We start from the raw sequence: 20,389 nt of genomic DNA on the forward strand, positions 1-20,389 counted from the left end.
CTGCTACGCTATAAGAATCCCCCGTTGGGGTTGTGGCGCAGTTGGGAGCGCGCTTGAATGGCATTCAAGAGGTCAGGGGTTCGATCCCCCTCAGCTCCACCAAGTTAAATCATTACAAAAGCCGCTGGTATCTCCAGCGGCTTTTTGCATTTTCTCGAAGTCAATCTGTGGAATTTCAACTTTTAATTCACCTGAGACATCGTATCGATAATCAGCTGTTGTCCGTTATCATCACTTATAAATGCTGGATCTCCAGCCTCACCGCTATGGAGCAGCAAGCCAAAGTCAGGGTCAAAAATCCAAAGTGTATTTCCTGTGGCGGTATACGGCGCTGTTCCTCCGGTAAACTGATACCATCTCGGTATCGCTGGGAGTATTTCGATGTTTAGTATGCTTGCTCCATAGATTGGTGGAGCACTTTGCTGCCATGTAGCACCCTGGATGGCACCGTGGTTCGCGGCTGCCGAGCGATCCTTTGCTACCACTCCTGATCCTTCATTCAGTGGCCAATAGCCAAGGAGTTCATTCGTGTCAATGTTTGGAAGGTTAAATGGCGCACCGTGCATGAGATCTGTGATCTCACTGGAACCTAGCGATCTATTCCAAATAGAGGCTTCTGCGATTGCGCCATTAAAGTAGCCATTATTTCCGCCACCTTGCAGCAAAGTGCTCCCAAGCAACAAGGGATTTGCATTTGCGCTTAAAAGCGTCTTTGGAGGCGCCTGTACACTATCCAGCAGTCCATCAATATACAGCTCAACCTGTTGCTCATTACTCTCATACACCACCGCAACATGATGCCACTGGCCAATACTCACACTCTGCGTCGATTCAATACCACTGCCCCACGAAACCCCGTCGTGCATATTAAAGTGCAGCTTACGGCTGCCATTCGGTCCACCGGGACTGCTAACGGCAATCGCGTAAGCGTGCTCCTGCTTAAATAAATCATAATAATCCGATACCGGTTCGACATCCAATCTCACCCACGCGACAAACGAAGCTTGATCAAGGATAATGTTATGGGTAACGTTCCCCAGCGTCACATAATCATCGGCGCCATCGAGCTTTAGCGTACTACCAAGGAAGTTCAGTCGCGTAACATCTCCAACAATAACTCCATCATTTCCATTGGCTGTCAGGTCTTTAGTAATGTCGCCAACTCTCTCATCAAAGTTATAGTAAGCCACAAGACCAGATTCAGTACCGGTGAGCTGACGGCTCATGTTCTCCAAAATCTCAGATTCTGTACGAGCAATATTCCATACCCGCACCTCGTCTAGCATTCCCGAAAACCATTCGTTTGTTCCTCCCGTGTAATGCCCTAACGTCAGATCTGCAAGGCTATTAGCGGGGAGTGTCGCTATGCTGCCCGAATAATCCTGAGTTGCGACTGTCACACCGTTGACCATAATGGACATAACTCCTGCTTCATAGACCGCGCTGATGTGATTCCACTTACGAATATAATCGTTCAAATTAATGGAACTGGTAAGTTGCTGCGTACCGTTATGGATAATGTAGAAATCGAGGTGAGGGCTTCCATCTGCCTGAAGCCGAAAAGCAATCTGAGGAGCTGTTTCGCTTCTTGCAATAGTGTGGAACCTTGGTTCGGCATCTTGTAAATTCACCCACGCCTCAATCGTAAACGCACTGGACACATCGGCATTTTCCAATCCGCCAGTAAGCACCATATCGGGCGAGTCACCAAATTGCACCACGCCGCCATGAGCCTGAAGGGCAAACTCAGGAGCAGGCATATAAGCATGCAGATACGCAATAGCATCCTCACTCAGCGCGCGGTCATAGAACCGAAGGTCATCCATCATCCCGATGTATTTTCGGTAACTGTCAGAGCTTTTCTCTCCAATACCCAAAAGAGTTTGTGCATCTAGAGTCAACAGACTCCCTGCAAATGTGGTTTCGAGGACACCATTGACATAAATTTTGTTTTCACCAGTGGACTTTACTCGTGTTACTGCGATGTGCTGCCACGCCCCATTGTTGATGGAGGACACGGAATGCCCGTTGTAAAACTGCGTCGCGTCACCGGTGCCAAAGGCCAGCTTACCTCCGCTGGCAATGCCGACACTAAAATCACTAGCGTTACCCCCAGCATCGGCATCCAGAAGCTGATCAGCTTCCCAAGCAACCGTTCCATAGCCGGCCTGAGTGGTTTGCAGCCAAAAAGTGATCGTGAAATCGTCCTGAACAGGGCGGTTCACTACGATGTAATCATCGATACCGTCAAAATTTGCGGCCTTACCCAATTTTCCTAGGACGTAAAAGCTTGAGGAGTTGGCATTGTACAATGTGCCATGATTGGTACCAGCTGAGTCCAGAGCATTATCTTCAAATTCATAATGGGCGATAAGGTCGGCAATCACACCAATTGGCACACCACTAGTATCATTAAAACTTAAATACTCAATATTTGTCAGTGTATCCGTACCATCAGGCTTGATAACGGTATAGCTTCCATCGCCGTTATTCGTGACTGTGTACAATGAGCTGTGGCCAGCGTAGATAACTGTATTTATCCCACCGCCGCCGTTGATCGTATCGTTGCCCGCACTGCCGACGAAGGTATTGTTGCCGGAATCTCCCAACAATTCATCATCCAACTCCGTGCCAACGAAAGCACCCGCCGCCGCACCAAGTTGAACGTTCAGGTTATCTATCGCTCCCGTACGATACCCTTCAACAGAGAAGAAAGCATACATCTGCGGCGCGCTCGCTATCCCAGCATTCGTCACGGTCGTTGTGTGGGTTGTTTTTAGGCTGCCTATCGTGCCAGTACTATCAGTGTGGTATATTGCAAATGTAACGTCAAAGGCGCCCCCCCCTATTGCTTCGAGTGTTAACTTAAAGAAATACCATGTTGGCCCTGTGGTCATATCACCACCAGCCCAGTTGAGCTCATCGCCTAGGCCGTTATTGACCCAGTTACCGCCACCGCCGTGATAGGAGACACCAATAAAGCTGCCGGTGTCTGGCGTGGCACTCCAGCCGCTTGCACTGTTGGTTGCTTCGGTAGAAAAACCAATGGCTCCGTAGCCACCATTGCCCGCATTTTCAAAATAGCCCGATAGCACATACGTGCCTTGTGCGGTTACAGGATAAGCACTTTTTGTCGTCCAGATATGGTCTGATCCAAGTGGTATCGCAATACCACCGCCTCCGTTCAAGCCAGCGGTGCTACTCCATACGAAGGGGTCACCAGAGCCATTGATGCCGCTGGTGAAATAATCTGTTAGGCTTGTTGGCGTAGCAAAGTCGAAGAAAGTGCTTGCTGATAGCATTATTTCATTCACAACGGTAGGCGATACTCTGTTGTTTGTATCTCCAAGCCCAAGCTGGCCATATTGATTATCACCCCAAGCATAAATCGTCCCGTCGTTCGCGATGGCCAGTGAGTGATTCAGCCCGGCTGCAATCGCTACTGCCGTACCAGATGGTGCATCCATTATCATGGTCGGCACGGTATGCGAACTCGTAGTGCCCAGCCCGAGTTGGCCACTGAGATTTTTTCCCATCGACAACAATTCACCGTTATCGTTAAGCAGTAGCGAGTGTTCTCCACCAGCCGCTATGGCCATAATAATACTGTTCGTTATGACGGGAGCTGGCTCTGCAATGTAGGTATCTGTCGAGTCAGTGCCGAGCTGTCCATCCGCATCGCTCCCCCAACTCCATACACTACCGTCTGTTTTGAGTGCTAATGAATGTGAAACACCGGCTGCGATAGCTTTGATGTCAATAAAACCACCAATATGCTGAGGAGAGCTCGCGTTGTCGGTATTCCCTGTGCCAAGTTGCCCATGTTGGTTATTCCCCCACGCATAGAGGAGCGTATTTTCGTCGCGCTGCACGGCGAGGGTGTGCAAGTCACCAGCGGCGATAGCGATAGTTTTATCCATTCCAAAATAGATGGGCGTATGACGATTTGCGGTTGTGCCATCACCCAACTGTCCATAGTCGTTACGTCCCCAGGTCCAGACAGAGCCATCAGCGCGAAGTGCGACGGAGAAATCTACCCCAGCAGCAATATCCACAACCCCACTCAGCCCGCTGACAGGAATCGGAACAGCACTGCCCTGCGTTGTGCCGTTGCCTAACTGCCCAGATTCATTTGCCCCCCATGCCCAGACAGTACCACTTGCATCCAGTGCAAGGGTATGTCTTGAGCCACCAGCGAAAGCGATAATGTTCGTTGGTGTTACCAACAGTGATGGTACGTTACGATCAATAGAATCACCAATTCCAAGCTGTCCAAAAGAGTTTTCGCCCCATACGTTTGCCGTGCCTGTGGCAGTCAGGAGCATGGTGACAGTATCTCCAGCGGCAAGACTCGCATCTCCTTGCACACGAACGAGGTGGATAGCAGTTCCAGAAGATTGCTCGTCAAAATACGACAAGCGGACGTACTGAAGTGCGCCATCAGCAGTATCAAACGTGTACAGCGCGGTGTGCAGGTCGCTCGTTTCGCCATTTGGGAACTGCCACTGCCATGAGGTAATCAGTGACCCGTTAATAGTGTCAGGTGTAGTAAAGCTAATGCTTTGTCCATTTTCGGCAAACGTTTCTGCTTGGATGAGCGCGGCATTCGGCTCCCACGGTGGCATTGCTCCCTGCTTATTGTGAACCGATAGTGTAATCGTTTGCGTACTAGTTGTTTCTTCGATGTTTATAAATTCGTTGATGCCGTTTGACACATACAAGAAGCGCCCATCAGTCGTGTCGAATGTTAAAATGCTTGGCAGGAAGGGCTCTGAAAATTCAGGGTTGCTTACCCCCTGCGCAATAATCCGCTGCCATGAGCGCATCCCCGCCTCGGTATAAATCACGCCACCATAAAGTGCCGGCGCGGTATTGTGCCATAGCGGCGATCCTTGTATTACCCCATGATGAGCAAATGTTGAGTAGTCATGCGTACTCACGGCACCAGTACCTTCATTCAACGGCCAATAACCGACAAGCGTCTGATCAAAAGGGTCAGGGGTTGATGCCATGACGTGCGAGATTTCACTCGAGTCAAGAGCACGATGCCAAAGGGAAACTTCCGCAAGGTTTCCGTTAAAGTACCAGTTTCCATTACCACCGATTCCTATATGGGCATTACCAGTAGATACTGCTTTTGTTGTAAAGGTGGTTTGAGCAACTTCCTGAGCATTGATGTACAGCGTGGATGTTTTACTGACATCATCGACAACTGCTGTGACATAAACCCATTCGCCTTCAGGAATTGCACCTGGCGCTGTTGCAACGGTTGCATTACCATCAAAATTTTCAAACACGAGTGCTCTGTCGCTGGTTGCCCAATTATTTACATAGAAATAGCTGTTTTTATTGATGCCATCGTATCCGGTGCTGAAAATAGTTTTGGGATATGCTTCCCCTTTCACCTCAAAGCGCATCCACGCACCAATAGTAAGGGTAGCAGCATCAAGATTTTGGCCTAAATCGATTTTATCGAACATTCCGTCGGTAGCATCAAATTTCAGGCTATCCCCAAGGAAGTTCAGGCGTGCCGTAGAGCCAGAAAGGGTTGCATGGTTCTCGTTTGTACTCTGATCTAGAATTTCGGCTCCAATACGTTCATCAAAATTGTAGTAGGCCATCAGGCCGGGCTGCGGAGCAAGTAACTGCTGGTTCATATTTGCTTGAATTTCACTTTGAGTTCTTGCGGTATTCCATATGCGCACTTCGTCAATCATCCCTTTGAATGGCTGGTTGACGTGATTATTGCCAATCCAAAAGCTACCTGTTGGTGTATTTGGCGAAACAAGAGGTGTATTACCACTCAGCACCCCGTTCACATAGACATTACCAACCCCATTTTCAATTACGAGTGCTATATGTGACCAATTCCCAACGGTTAGTGTCCCTCCTGTAAGCCAAGCACCTACACCTCCGTACAAAACACCAAGTGAGCCAAAACCGTCTACATAAAGACTATAGCCATCTGATGACGTGTTACCATTAACCAATATTGTCTGCTCGCCGCCCATTGAACCTTGATAGTTAACCCAAGCTTCCATCGTGATGGCATCGGTAGCGGTTGTTGGTAACGTTGATGATTGGACATATCCACCTGTTCCACCAAATTGAACCACACCGCCATGGGCTTGCATTGTTATTGTTGGTGCTGATGCGAAGGTTTCAATTGGCCCCTGAGCATCGCTAAAGCTGATAAGTTCTATATTGCTTAGCGTATCCACAAAACCACCGGGCTTATATACCACGTAGTTCGTGCCATCAAAAATTACCGTATAGAAAGCGAAATTACCTCCATACTGAACAACATCCAACCCTTCGCCACCATCAATACTGTCGTTACCATCACTACCAATAAAAGTATCATTGCCTGCGGTTCCAGTAAGCGTATCATCACCAGAGATGCCACTAATATACGGCGAAAGAACCATAATAGAGGCGTCATCAAAGTGGGCACCAAAATGCCCTGCCAAGCTAACGGTATCCTTCCCGCCAATGCGTAATCTTACAAAACGGACGCCAGGGCTGTAATTGGTAAACGTATGGCTCACCAGTACCCAGCCATCTGCAGGCGAAAGCGTTTCAGGTGCCCACTCAGCGCCGACATTCCAGCTTGTCACAGCGCCATGGTATTCATGGTCAAGGCGACCCTCGACAAAATATTCTCCATTATAATCACGCGCCCGCACATAAACGCCTATTTGAATTGGGAAATTCCCGGAATCAAGCTGCGCTGCCGTAAAGCCTTGGGCAAGAAGATCCACTTCCTGATACATGATTCCCATTGCCGATGAAGTGCCAAAAGCATATCCACCTGTCCGTGGTTCCCATGTATCCGCCAGCCAACCATCACCTCCGTTCATTTCAACTGTCCACCCGCTTAAATCACCACTTTCAGCGCCTGGGTTCTGCAGGAAGTTGACCGATAGGAGTTCATCTATAGATGGCGGGAATATAATTTCCACCGGAACTGTTTCTGATGAATATGTTACGGATGACAATCCAAGTCGGCTATCATTATATCCCCACGCCCATAATGTGCCGTCCGGCTTAAATGCCCATGAGCGAGCGTTATTTGGTGAGGTCGCCGCACTCACCCAGCCCGTTTCGCCGCTATCCAAAACGGGTTCTGGTGTTATATGGCTAACTATTGTTCCATCACCCAGTTGTCCTTGGCCGTTTCCTCCCCAGCCAAAGAGGGCTCCATCGGTATTGAGCACCAAGGCGTGGTTGGTGGAGAGTGCGATAGCACTCCAACTGTTACTCGCGTCTATATGCTGTGGTTGATTGTAAGTGCCTGGTTCACTGGCACCTAGCAAGCCAGAATGCCGGTCGCCCCACCCCCAGAGCGATCCGTCACTGCGCAGAGCAAGAACAACATTTTGTCCTGCGACTACACTTTGCCAATCATATCCCGCGCCTATTTGCGTCGGAACAAGTTTTTGAATGTTCGCATCGCCAAGTTGGCCATATGAATAATACCCCCAGCCCCATAATGATCCATTGCGTTTGATGGCTAAGCTATAATCGCCAGAAGTCTTCACCGATATCCAGTCGTCATCCGTGCCAACCTGCTGCGGAACGGTCACGCCCATGTGGAGACTACCGTTGCCGTGTATGCCGTATCCCCACGTCCACAGGGTACCGTCTTCGCGCAACGCTATCGAATAGCTTCCGCCGGCGGCAATATCACGCCATGCAGAGCCAACTCCTATCTGTACCGGCGCGTTTCGTTGTTCAGCTGTTCCATCACCCAGTTGACCCTGCGAGTTTGTTCCCCAACTCCAAAGCGTACCATTACTTTTCAGCGCCAGTGAATGCACTGAACCAGTGGCAACTCGTACCCAATCTTGCGCCACGCCGACCTGTTGCGGTGTTGTTATCCCCATCCCAGCGGTTCCGTTGCCAAGCTGTCCAAAAGAATTTTCCCCCCAACTCCAGAGGGTTCCGTCAGTGCGGACAACAAGAGTATGTTCGGAACCTGCTGCTATCTGTGGCTTGATGCCATAGATGAGATATACGCGCGTATTGCCTTCCAGAGAAACATGCAGTCGGTCACCGGCGCTCAGTGGATCAGTTGGTGATTTTGATACATCGCTGCTGTCATAGACCTCTGCCGTAGCACCGGAAGGCCATGTGACGGCATCAAAAAGATCCTGCACGGTTTTGCTGGAAAGGTCTGTGGTATTAAAGGCGATCGCCCCACTGTTATTATCTATCGTTATACCGTTAGAGCCAAGCGACTCCACAACAATAACCGGAAGCGCAATATATGAGGCTGGGAAAGGAACGGGAATTGGGGACATCTCGTAACCATACGTTGGAGTGGCTACGCCAAGTCTGCCCGTGTTGCTGCCCCATCCCCAGAACGATCCATCCAGTTTGAATCCTAGAGAGAAATCATTGCCAGAGAAGGCAGAAAGCCAGCCAGTTTCATCGCTATCAATAACAATGCCAGGTGTGTAATGCGATCCGTATATCGTGTCATTACCGAGCTGTCCGGAGTTGTTTTGTCCCCAACTCCAGAGGGTGTTGTCTGTTTTGATCGCGAGTGAATGGAAAGAACGTGTAGCAATATATTTCCAGTCCGAATCACCACCAATGCGCTGTGGAGTATTGTACTGAGATGTATCGCCCAGTCCAAGCTGACCATACATATTTTCGCCCCACGACCACAGTGAGCCATCACTCTTCAGGCCTATAACGAACGAAGACCCCGCAACAATACTCTGCCAATCGGCTGATGAGTCGATGCGGACAGGCACTAGACTATGAGCGTGCTGCGTGGCTGATCCAAGCTGGCCGTACCCATTATAACCCCAGCCCCACAAAGTTCCGTCGGTTTTCAGTGCAAGGGCAAATGAGTCTTGGGCACTTACCGCAATCCAGCCACTCTCGTTGCCAATCTGAGTAGGCGTGTTTACACTGATCATTGAATTTATCCCAAGCTGCCCTGACCCGTTTTCACCCCAGCTCCATAACGTGCCATCCTGACGCAGTGCTACGGTATAGTGGCCACCAGCGGCAATATCAACCCAAGTATTCCCAGATGCGACCTGCATGGGAAGATTTCTGTTGGTTTGTGTGCCATCTCCCAGTTGTCCAGAATAATTCTCTCCCCACGCCCAGAGTGATCCATCAAGCTTAATTGCTACCGAGTGTCCGCTACCGCTGGCAACGCGCGTCCAAGTCGCCTCGCCCCCTACCTGAAGAGGAACATGCAGCTGACCAGAAACGTCACCGTTCCCTAACTGCCCACTGCTATTATCTCCCCATGACCAGAGGGTTCCATCATGCTGAATAGCGAGAACGTGTGTACTGTGAGTCACAGCTTGCGGGAGCACTCGCTGCACGCGGTAGGTGCGGTTTCCATCCTCATATTCCATAACAAAGAGGTCGCCTTCTACGAGCTGTGCAAAAGATTCCTTGGTATCTCCAGTAAAATCGGTGACGCGAGTAGTCGCGGCAGCAGGCCATACAGTGAGAGCACCGAGAAGATCACTGACGCTTCTGTCGCCATAAAGACTGATGTAACTGCCGTTGTTAATAACCACAAAACCAGAGTTTGGCGCTGCTTGCGCAAAAAGTGCGGGCTTTGCTATATACGATTCAGGGAAGATGATTTGTACTGGCAACGGCTCTTGCATCATTCCCGAACCGATACCAAGTTGGCCGACGCCATTATAGCCCCACGCCCACATCGTTCCGTCTTGCTTGACGCCAAATGAAGCGGCTGAGCTTGCTTCAGCATGCATCCATCCCGTGTCATCGCTATCGAAAACAATTACCGGGCTCAATACAGCGTAGTCGAAATTTCCGTTTCCAATTTGGCCGTCAGCGCCGTTCCCCCAGCCCCATAACGTGTTATCGGCTTGTTGTGCTAACATATGGCTGTTTCCAGCTGTAATTGCTGTCCAACTACTTTCGATACCAACGCGGCGAGGCGTACCAAGTGTCGCCGAATCGCCATGCCCTAACTGGCCATAGATCCCTTCGCCCCACGTCCATAGGGAACCATCAGCGCGAAGCGCTGCACTAAAGGAGCTTCCGGCAGCAACTGCCATCCAATCAGAGCTGTGTCCAACTCGCGCTGGAGCAAGAACATTTCCGGTTTGTATAACGCCGAGATTGGAGCCATATCCGTTATAGCCCCATGCCCACAAACTTCCATCCTCTTTGATGGCCAAGGCATGTTGATATCCAACAGCAAAGGTCAACCAATCAGTGTCAGAGCCTATTTGCATTGGAGAAGAGACAGAAGGGATAACGGAACCGATCCCAAGCTGGCCAGCATCATTACCACCCCACGCCCAGAGCGTGCCATCGCTGCGAAGGGCAACGGAGAAATTGTAACCCGCACCGATTTCTTTCCAATCCGATCCCGTATCGACTTGAACTGGTATATTGCGGCTATAATCAGCACTGGCAATGCCAAGTTGTCCCATGTGATTTAATCCCCAGCTCCAAAGCGTACCATCGCGTTTCAGGGCAAGGGAATGACCCTCCCCGGTGGCAACACGTATCCAGTTATTTTCACCACCGAGTTGTCCAGGCTGATTCCGTGTGCCGCCTTCCGTGCCATCTCCAAGCTGTCCGTTGCCGCTACTTCCCCACGTCCAAAGCGTACCATCTTCCTTAATCGCTACCGTGTGAGACATGCCGGCTGCTATTTGCGACAGCGAACGATAAATGGTGTAGGTACGGGAAATCCCTTCGTAGGTGACCACAAGGCGATCCCCATTTACCAGCACATCGCTTGTTGCCTTTGACACATCACTGCTATCACGTACATCGACCAGCCCATCGAATGACAGAGTAATAGAATCCAACAATTGCCCGGCTGCCATTTCCTCTGAATTGTGCTGATTGAGCACTATCATATTGCCATTGTAGTGTACCGAAATTCCTGACGCCGTTATGCTTTGTGCAAATAAAGCGGGCTCAGCAAGGTAAGAAGCTGGCAGTACCAAGAGCCTTGGTGTGGCCTCAGCCGTATAGGTAACCTCTACGGCTGGAAGTCCAAGTTGACCCGCATTATATCCCCATGCCCAAAACGAACCATCAGCAGTGACGGCAAAAGATTGGGTTGCTGAACCAGCGACGGAAACCCAGTGGGACTCGTAAGTATCAATAACAAGGACAGGTTCCGTCTGAGCGTAGAACGTATTTCCATCTCCAAGCTGCCCTTGGTCATTTGCTCCCCATGCCCAAAGCGTCCCGTCGCTCGCCACAGCAAATGAGTGTTCGTTTCCAACCGCTATTGAATTCCATTCGAGTGATTCGGCAACTTGGGCAGGAGTGAGGTTTGATCCACCCATTCCTCCTTTGCCTAACTGGCCACGCATGTCGTCGCCCCACGTCCAGAGTGTTTTATCGTGTTTGATGGCGAGCGTGTGGCCATATCCTGCTACTACACTTTGCCATCCCGCACCGTCACCGATGCGCACTGGAGCTAGGCGGTTGGTCGTCGAACCGTCGCCAAGCTGTCCATGGCCATTGTATCCCCATGTCCAGAGCGTGCCGTCGCTACGCAGAGCCACAGTGTGCATGGCTCCTGCATCTACTGCTACCCAGTTCGACCCGAGGCCAACCTGCATCGGAGTCTCTGTGGTAAGTGTATTGCCAAATCCAGATTGCCCATAATAATTTCCGGTGTTCCAACTCCACAGTGTTCCATTGGACTTGAGTGCCATAACGTGGGAGTCGCCCAAGGCTACAGCCGTCCAATCTTTGTCTGCTCCTATCTGGGAAGGTGATGCGGCCAGCGAACTTCCCCATGCCCAGAGTGTTCCGTCACTTCTCACCGCATAAGAGCGAGAATTATCGGCACTGACGTGGACCCAGTCAGTTTCTCCACTAATTTGAACAGGCTCAAAGCGGTGTTCATTTGAACCATCGCCGATTTGTCCACTGTAATTCTCACCCCACGCCCACAGCGTGCCATCCGGCTTGATAGCCAACGCGTGCGAGCTGCTGGCAGAAACCTGTGGCCGGAAGTCTGTGATCATGTACGTGCGTGTCGCTCCGCCTTCAGTCAAGGTAAGCGTATCGTCTTGAGCAAGCATATCTTGTGATGTTTTCGGTGTCCCGTTGACATCCTTTATCGTTTCGATTGCATTGGAAGGCAACGTGAGACTTTCTAAGAAGTCAGCAATAGCAATATCACCGAGAGAGGCAGTATTCAGCGCGATGATATTATTTTGTTGGTCTATCGTTATATGCTTTCCGGTAAGCCATGTTTCAGATGATCGCGCAAGCAAGGCGACTGTGGGCTCATGCAGTGTTAATTCTATAGGCTGTGGCGTAGTGGCCATAACGGTGTAGCCTATTCCAGCTTGGCCATCCATATTGCGTCCCCAGGCCCACAGTGTGCCATTGCGTCGTATAGCAAGTGAATGCTCCCGCCCAGCGCTGAGTGCTATCCAGTTTGAGTCCACACCTATCTGAACCGGAGCCAGCATGTTTGTGGTACTGCCATCGCCTATCTCTCCGTTAGCATTCAAGCCCCAACCCCAAAGAGAACCATTGCGCTTTATGGCCAGTACGCGTTGACCCGACAGATCAATTGACTTCCAGTCGATATCCGTTCCAACTTGCATTGGGGTCAGTTGTGCTGCCGTATTACCGAGTCCAAGTTGGCCGACAGTATTCGCTCCCCACGCCCATAAGGTGCCATTTGTTTTGAGGCCAACCGTAAAACCAGTACCAGCAACCACGGCAAGCCAATCAGTGTCAGTGCCAACTTGAACCGGATTTAGTTGAAGAGTAGTGTTTCCTACACCCAGTTCACCTGAGCTATTGTTTCCCCACGCCCACAGCGAGCCATCGGTTTTGATCGCCATAGTGTGCACTCTACCTGAACTGATAGAGTGCCAATCGCTAGCAGAACCGATTTGGATGGGCATATTTTTGAGATCCAATGTCCCGTCGCCAAGTTGACCACTTTGGTTGGCTCCCCACGCCCAGAGCGTTCCGTCAGTTTTCAGTGCAATGGCATGGTGGCTCGTTGCGGCAACATACTTCCAGTCATTATCGTTTCCAATTTGCGCTGGAGTATTTTGTGCGTCAAAATCACCTTTGCCAAGTTGTCCACTTTGGTTTGCACCCCATGCCCACAGCGTATTGTCACGCTTCAGTGCTACGGTGAAGTAGTGACCAGCATCAACGTGCTTCCAATCGTTAGCGCTCTCAATCTGCAGCGGGAAAAACTTATGGTCGACACTGCCATCGCCAATTTGACGCGACTCGTTATTGCCCCAAGCCCACAGGGTGCCGTCGCTTTTCACTGCTGCGGAGTGATAGAATCCGCCGGAAATAACGGGTTTTATGCCAAAAATCGCATATTCAAAGAACGTAATCCCATCCAACGTGATAACGACTTTATCACCATCTGCCAGCGGTACTCCTGCACCCTTTACATTGCCCAAAGCATCATGGATTTCGATGGTTTCACTTCCAATCAGGGTAAGTTGATCGTAAAGAAGTGTTGTTGTCCATGCTGCAGCAATGTCAGATGTGTCGAGAATAAGCAGTTTGAGGTCAAAATCGACAGAAATAGGTGAAGTTTCCAGCACTACTGGCTCGTAACGGAATACGTATTCTGCGGTAACCGTCTGATTTTCTGTAATGTTCAGGTACGAGCCATTCCAGCCTGTAAACTCGTAATTGGAGCGAACCGGAATGGCAGGGGGAACAGCATTCTGCCCATGGTTCACGACAGTAGTCGCCAGCACAGTGCTGTCATAGTCAATAAAGGTCACGGTATAGCTGCCAACAGCGTACTGCGCCGTGATGGTCATGTTGCCAGTGATATTACTAAAGTCAGCGGGGAGCCAACCGGCAAAATTATAGCCGACTCGAGTTGGATCTGTTGGCGCTACTGCACTGGTACCGTGCTCCACGCTATCGCTTTTGAGTACGCTGCCGTCGTAGTCGACGAAGCTGACGCTGTACTGATTGATCGCATACTGTGCAGTAATCGTTGTATTGCCAGTGATAGTACTAAAGTCAGCTGGGCTCCAACCAGTAAAGCTGTAGCCAGTTCTGGTGGGACTTGTTGGTGCTACTGCGGCGGCGCCGTATTCGACACTGTCGGTTGTTAGGGTAGTGCCGTCGTAATCAACGAAGCTCACGCTATACTGATTGATCGCATACTGCGCGGTGATCGTTGTATTGCCAGTGATGTTGCTAAAGTCAGATGGGCTCCAACCGGTGAAGCTGTAGCCAACTCTGGTGGGGCTTGTTGGTGCCACCGCCGCAGCGCCGTATTCGACACTGTCGGTTGTTAGGGTAGTGCCGTCGTAATCAACGAAGCTCACGCTGTAGCTATTGATCGCGTACTGCGCGGTAATCGTTGTATTGCCAGTGATGTTGGTAAAGTCAGATGGACTCCAACCGGTGAAGCTGTAGCCAGTTCTGGCGGGACTTGTTGGTGCCACCGCGGCGGCGCCGTATTCGACACTGTCGGTTTTTAGGGTAGTGCCGTCGTAATCAACGAAGTTCACAGCAAAGCTGTCGATGGCATACTGCGCGGTGATGGTCATGTTGCCAGTGATGTTGCTAAAGTTAGATGGGCTCCAACCGGTGAAGCTGTAGCCAGTTCTGGTTGGACTTGTTGGTGCCACCGCCGCAGCGCCGTATTCGACACTGTCGGTTGTTAGGGTAGTGCCGTTATGATCGACAAAGCTCACCACAAAACTGTTGATCGCGTACTGTGCGGTAATCGTTGTATTGCCAGTGATGTTGCTAAAGTTAGATGGGCTCCAACCGGTGAAGGTGTAGCCAACTCTGATGGGGTTTGTTGGTGCTACCGCGGCGGCGCCGTATTCGACACTGTCGGTTTTTAGGGTAGTGCCGTCGTAATCAACGAAGTTCACAGCAAAGCTGTCGATGGCATACTGCGCGGTGATGGTCATGTTGCCAGTGATATTACTAAAGTCAGCTGGGCTCCAACCGGTGAAGCTGTAGCCAGTTCTGGTGGGGCTTGTTGGTGCCACCGCCGCAGCGCCGTATTCGACACTGTCAGCTTTGAGCGTTGCGCCGTTATGATCGACAAAGCTCACAGCAAAGCTGTCGATGGCATACTGCGCGGTGATAGTCATGTTGCCAGTGATGTTGCTAAAGTTAGCTGGGCTCCAACCGGTGAAGGTGTAGCCAACTCTGGTTGGGTCAGTTGCTGGAGCTATCGCTGAACTGCCATATTCGACTGAGTCGGTTTTGAGCGTTGTGCCGTCGTAATCAACGAAGCTCACAGCAAAGCTGTTGATGGCATACTGTGCAGTAATCGTTGTATTGCCAGTGATAGTACTAAAGTCAGCTGGGCTCCAACCTGTAAAGGTGTAGCCTGTTCTGGTGGGACTTGTTGGTGCTACCGCAGCGGTGCCGTATTCTACCGTGTCGGTTGTTAGGGTAGTGCCGTTATAATCAACGAAGCTCACGCTGTAGCTATTGATCGTATACTGTGCGGTGATAGTCATGTTGCCAGTGATGTTGCTAAAGTTAGCTGGGCTCCAACCGGTGAAGGTGTAGCCAACTCTGGTTGGGTCAGTTGCTGGAGCTATCGCTGAACTGCCATATTCGACTGAGTCGGTTTTGAGCGTTGTGCCGTCGTAATCAACGAAGCTCACAGCAAAGCTGTTGATGGCATACTGTGCAGTAATCGTTGTATTGCCAGTGATAGTACTAAAGTCAGCTGGGCTCCAACCTGTAAAGGTGTAGCCTGTTCTGGTGGGACTTGCTGGTGCTACCGCGGCGGCGCCGTATTCGACACTGTCAGCTTTGAGCGTTGCGCCGTTATGATCGACAAAGCTCACCACAAAACTGTTGATCGCATACTGTGCGGTAATCGTTGTATTGCCAGTGATATGACTAAAGTCAGATGGGCTCCAACCGGTAAAGGTGTAGCCTGTTCTGGTGGGACCTGTTGGTGCAATGGCCGCTTGGCCGTGTTGTATCGTATCAGCTTTCAGCACCGCTCCATCGTGATCCACAAAACTGACGCTGTAGCTACTCACAGGTTGTGGTTGATCTTTGGCTTGCACTATAAGAGTAAAACTCTGTGTCGCCAGCGTCTGCCCATCTTCTTGATACGTTCCAGTCACCTGGTAGGTATTTAAACTTACTCCAATAAGCGGAAAAGCACTGATAGCACCGCTTGTAGGGAAACCCGCTATGGCAGGGCTGACGCTCCACCGGACGTTATTCAGGTAATTGGTACGCCCAAACACATAGGGTTGAACGGTAAGGGTTTCACTAATGTCTTTCGTAACACTTTGAAACGGGAGTATCAGACTGACTTGGTCGCTCACTACCTGTACAGTACGCTCCACCGTAGTGACCTTGCCAAGGTTGTTGGCAGTCGCCGTGATAGTATACGTTCCGGGGATCAGGTTCGGTATGTTCGCACTCCCAACTCCAGCAGTTACAATAATCGGACTTCGCCCAGGAAGAGAAAGTGTGAGTGGAAGGCTCTGGAGAGTACCGCTCATACTCTGTGCATATGCACTTGCGTAAGCGGTCAGATCGCCACTCGCAGCATTAACTGGCAATTTAAAAATTGCAGGTACAGTCAGTTGAACAACTGGTTGGTTAGCCTGTACCACCGTAATACGGCGAGTAGTACTGCCAACAAGCCCACGACTATTCGTCACTGTCAGTTCTACCGTATAGCTCTTGCTTGCTTCATCGGGCGCAAAGACAATATTCTGCGTATTAAAGATTGCCCGCTCCGCGGTTTCACCAAGAATGACGGCATCGCTTCCTCCCCCTCTGATGCTCCAACGGTATTGAAGCGCATCAAGCCGTGGGTCGGAGCTCTGGCTTCCATTGAGAGTAAAGTTTTCGCGTTCATTCAGACGCACTTCGGCTGGAGCATTAATGGCAGCAACAGGAGCAGAACGGTTTGTAAAACGCTCTTGAACCTCTACTTGGGCATTGATCGCGGTGCTTTTGCCAGATGTGGCTGACATCGCCACCAGTTGAATCGTCGCTTGCCCAGGTTGCAGGGCACGTAAAGAAAGCGCACTACCCTGCGGTGCAAAAGTAACAACATTCTCACCACTCACAAGACTCCAAGTGTAGATCATTTCTCCTGTATCGTCCGCGCTAAAAGCACTACCAAGAATAGTTCCACTGCCATAGAGCGACCCATCGGTAATAGTCAAAATTTGACTTGAAGGAGTCAGATGCAATCGCGGAGCACCAAGCTCTTGAACAGTAAGGCGGAAAATATCTTTCGCCACAGTAGTGTTCGCACCATTTCGCACTGTAAGTTCGTATTCATGTTCGCCAGGAGAGAGACTTTGGATATTGATTCGACTCACACCACCCGCAGTGGTAAGCGCAGCATGAGCCTGCGAAGTCAAACCTCTCCAACTAATCAGCGGCGACCCACTACCAAGGTTATCGACCCGCGCCATCTGTGGCACTAGCGTATATGAGGCGTTCAGGGTTTTGAGCACCGATGCGGGGGCGGGGGCTTTAGCGAATGCTTTGGGTTTCAGTACATTGACAATATAATGCTCCGAATAACCACTGCTCTCACTGTTGGTTCCTTTGAGTCGCAAGATATATTCGTCGGCAGGGTTATCGGTTGGAACACTCCAGTCGATTGTCCCAGCCGAATAGCGGTAAACACGATTCGCTTCACCCGCGGGGCGTACAAATTCCAGCTCGACAGTATCATTGGTGGAGAGATTCGTGGAATTAGCGAAAGCTAAACCAAGGGTTTCACCGGGGCGCAACGCAAGTGTTGTGCGGGAAAGCGCCACAAACATTCGTGGTGCACTGGGAAGGCGTACCGTAATCTTCTGCGCGTCAGTGGTATCCCACGCCGTGCCAATCGCGGCACTGAAGGTGATATAATACTCCCCAGCAGCAGGAAAACTGTGCGTAAACATGTTTCCAGTAGCCGTTTGCAATACGGTAGTTTCATTACTGTCATACAGCGTCCATGTCTGTCCAATAGCTTGCCCACCACCTTGCTGGCGTGCTACTGCCCGCCCTTCAAGCGAAATTGTTGTGCCGACCGTAATGCTTGCCCCACTACCGCGCGCAAAGCTCAAACTCACAAAAGGTTTGCTTTCAGGGTGGAAATAAAAAGCCTGTGCCTTGCGCTCACCATCTTTGATGAACATAATGGTATAACGTTGGCCACCCTGTAAAAGTCCAGTTGGTATAACAAGACCACCCGCCCACCCATCAGGCCGTGGATGAATTTCGATAGTTTCAGAGAAAGATGTTGGCATGTAGGGTTGGTTGTTAGCGCGAAGTGTGATGCTGAGTTGATTCGTTGCAGGAGCGACGCTAAGGGAGTATTCAGTTACGGCAGCTTGGGCTTGGATAAAGTCATTCAGATTACTTTCGATATCCACAGGGTCAGAGTTAAACAGAAAACTTCGAAATTGTTCCCCTTGCTGCTCGCCAAACACATTCGCCTGCACTGGCGTAAACGACAACAATATAAACAGAACCCCAACTACTAGGTGCATATACCGCATAACATCCCCCTATGAATAGCAAAAGCGAGGAAATGACTCTTTTTTCCTCGCTCAAACTCTATTGTTATCTCTATGGTTTCTTTATTCGCAAACACCGTTATATATATGCCCGCATTAACCAGAGAGCAACTGAAAAAATAGATCGTTGCAAAATATTCCTCTCCATTTTTCAACCAGATTTTACGGAGAGTACCATTCCGCATCTCTCGCAATATCAGCCTTGTTATTTTTATAGCAATTGCATATTTTGACTGTGAGCGTGCACTTCCCGTGGAGGCCTTCAATGAGTCAGTCAGAGCGCTATCACGTCACTTTTTCTGAGGCCATTGCTATCTTGGCACCATATATCTGGGGCAAGTTGCGCGAACAATTGCGTGCTGTCCTCCCAATTGTCGCGTATTTATTTCTCTTTCAAGTGGTTATTCTACAAAAAAATGTTATGGGCGCACTGGCTATCAGCGCTGCTCTCGTTGGTGTTCTCATTGGCCTCATGTTTTTCATGGAAGGGTTACGTGTTGGATTGATGCCTCTGGGAGAAGCTATCGGTGCTGGGCTTCCCAAAAAACGGGGTCTGCCGATTATCCTGAGTTTTGCTTTTATCCTCGGAGTCGGCAGTACGCTAGCAGAACCAGCGATTGGTGCTCTGCAAAGCGTTGGCATGGGGGTGAATCCCGCTCAGGCTCCATTGCTCTATTACATGCTCAGCGAACGTTCCACACTGCTTGCGCTCTGCGTTGGCGCGGGGGTAGGTATCGCGGTCATGCTCGGTATTATTCGATTTGTGTATGGGTTTTCGCTCAAATACTACGCCATTCCGATCGTCGCCGTGCTCTCCGTTGCAACTTTTTTTGCCGCTTTGCTCCCTGACGTTGAATACATTATCGGCCTAGCATGGGACTGTGGTGCCGTTACTACTGGTCCTGTCACCGTGCCACTGGTACTCGCACTTGGTCTGGGGGTATCGCGCGTAGTATGCACGCGCAGTGATAGTGGTATGAGTGGTTTTGGTATTATCACATTGGCATCGCTTTTCCCGATAGCCGCCGTGCTTTTGCTTGGAGTGGCGCTCTATTGGCAGGGCGACTATCTGAGTGCAGCGGCAAACGCCACCACTATTCAAATGGCGCAGGGGAACTATCTTATCGAAGCCTTTTCCGGTGCCTCGCGCGCGATTATCCCACTCGTCGCCTTTTTATTTCTCGTCCAATGGCTCCTGATTGGCGAAAAACTTCACTACCTGAATGAAATCATACTCGGCATTGTGCTGACGGTGATCGGTATGGCACTGTTTAATCTTGGCCTACTGCTTGGGCTGGTGCCGTTAGGCGATCAGGTTGGTTCGCTGGTACCAGCAACGTTTTCCAGCGTCGAACTGCAATGGCTGAACGAACCGCACGGGCCGCTCTACGGAATGTTCGGCATTGGCGTTGCGATTCTGTTTGCCTTTTTCCTCGGCTACGGTGCTACGCTAGCCGAACCAGCGCTCTCCGCGCTTGGAGAGCAAGTCGAAACGATCACCAATGGCGCTTTCAAAAAGAAACTGCTGATTCAATCCGTCGCCATCGGTGTTGGTGCGGGGATCGGACTTGGTATTGCGAAAGTCATCTTTAACTTGCCACTCGTCTGGCTGTTGCTTCCATCCTACGCTATCCTTTTGGTGATAACGGTTTTTTCCGATGAAACCATGACTAACATCGGTTGGGACGCGGCGGGCGTTACGACCGGGCCAATCACCGTTCCGCTTGTTATCGCCATGGGACTGGGTGTCGGATCAAGCGTCCCTGGCGTTGTAGAAGGGTTTGGCATTCTGGCACTGGCAAGCGTTTTTCCAATTCTCACCGTCCTGACGATGGGGTTGTTAGTGAAAACAAAAAAAGAGTCTCGGGGAGTGTGAC

2 protein-coding genes and 1 tRNA gene are annotated in these 20,389 nt (G+C 50.4%); 2 read left to right on the plus strand and 1 reads right to left on the minus strand.

The window, feature by feature from the left end:
* Positions 1 to 26: 26 nt before the first annotated feature.
* A tRNA-Ala gene (locus tag P304_RS0113080) sits at positions 27 to 102 on the plus strand.
* A gap of 80 nt (positions 103 to 182) precedes the next feature.
* Here the strand turns inward: P304_RS0113080 and P304_RS16985 are convergent.
* The gene (locus P304_RS16985) at positions 183 to 18,494 is read right to left on the minus strand and encodes an RCC1 domain-containing protein (protein WP_027390899.1); all 18,312 of its coding nucleotides are present in this window, start codon (positions 18,492 to 18,494) and stop codon (positions 183 to 185) included.
* 283 nt (positions 18,495 to 18,777) lie between these two features.
* Here P304_RS16985 and P304_RS15730 point away from each other — a divergent pair, with 283 nt between their 5' ends.
* On the plus strand, positions 18,778 to 20,388 hold the full coding sequence (locus tag P304_RS15730) for a DUF1538 domain-containing protein (RefSeq protein ID WP_051321693.1): 1,611 nt from the start codon (positions 18,778 to 18,780) through the stop codon (positions 20,386 to 20,388).
* The last annotated feature ends 1 nt before the right edge of the window (position 20,389 follow it).

The sequence above is a fragment of the Chrysiogenes arsenatis DSM 11915 genome (assembly GCF_000469585.1).
GTDB classification, from domain to species: domain Bacteria; phylum Chrysiogenota; class Chrysiogenetes; order Chrysiogenales; family Chrysiogenaceae; genus Chrysiogenes; species Chrysiogenes arsenatis.

What these genes read in the sequence shown, in the direction of transcription:
- P304_RS15730 (WP_051321693.1), top strand. Translation starts at nt 18,778, where the DNA reads ATGAGTCAGTCAGAGCGCTATCACGTCACTTTTTCTGAGGCCATTGCT.
- P304_RS16985 (WP_027390899.1), bottom strand. Translation starts at nt 18,494, where the DNA reads ATGCGGTATATGCACCTAGTAGTTGGGGTTCTGTTTATATTGTTGTCG.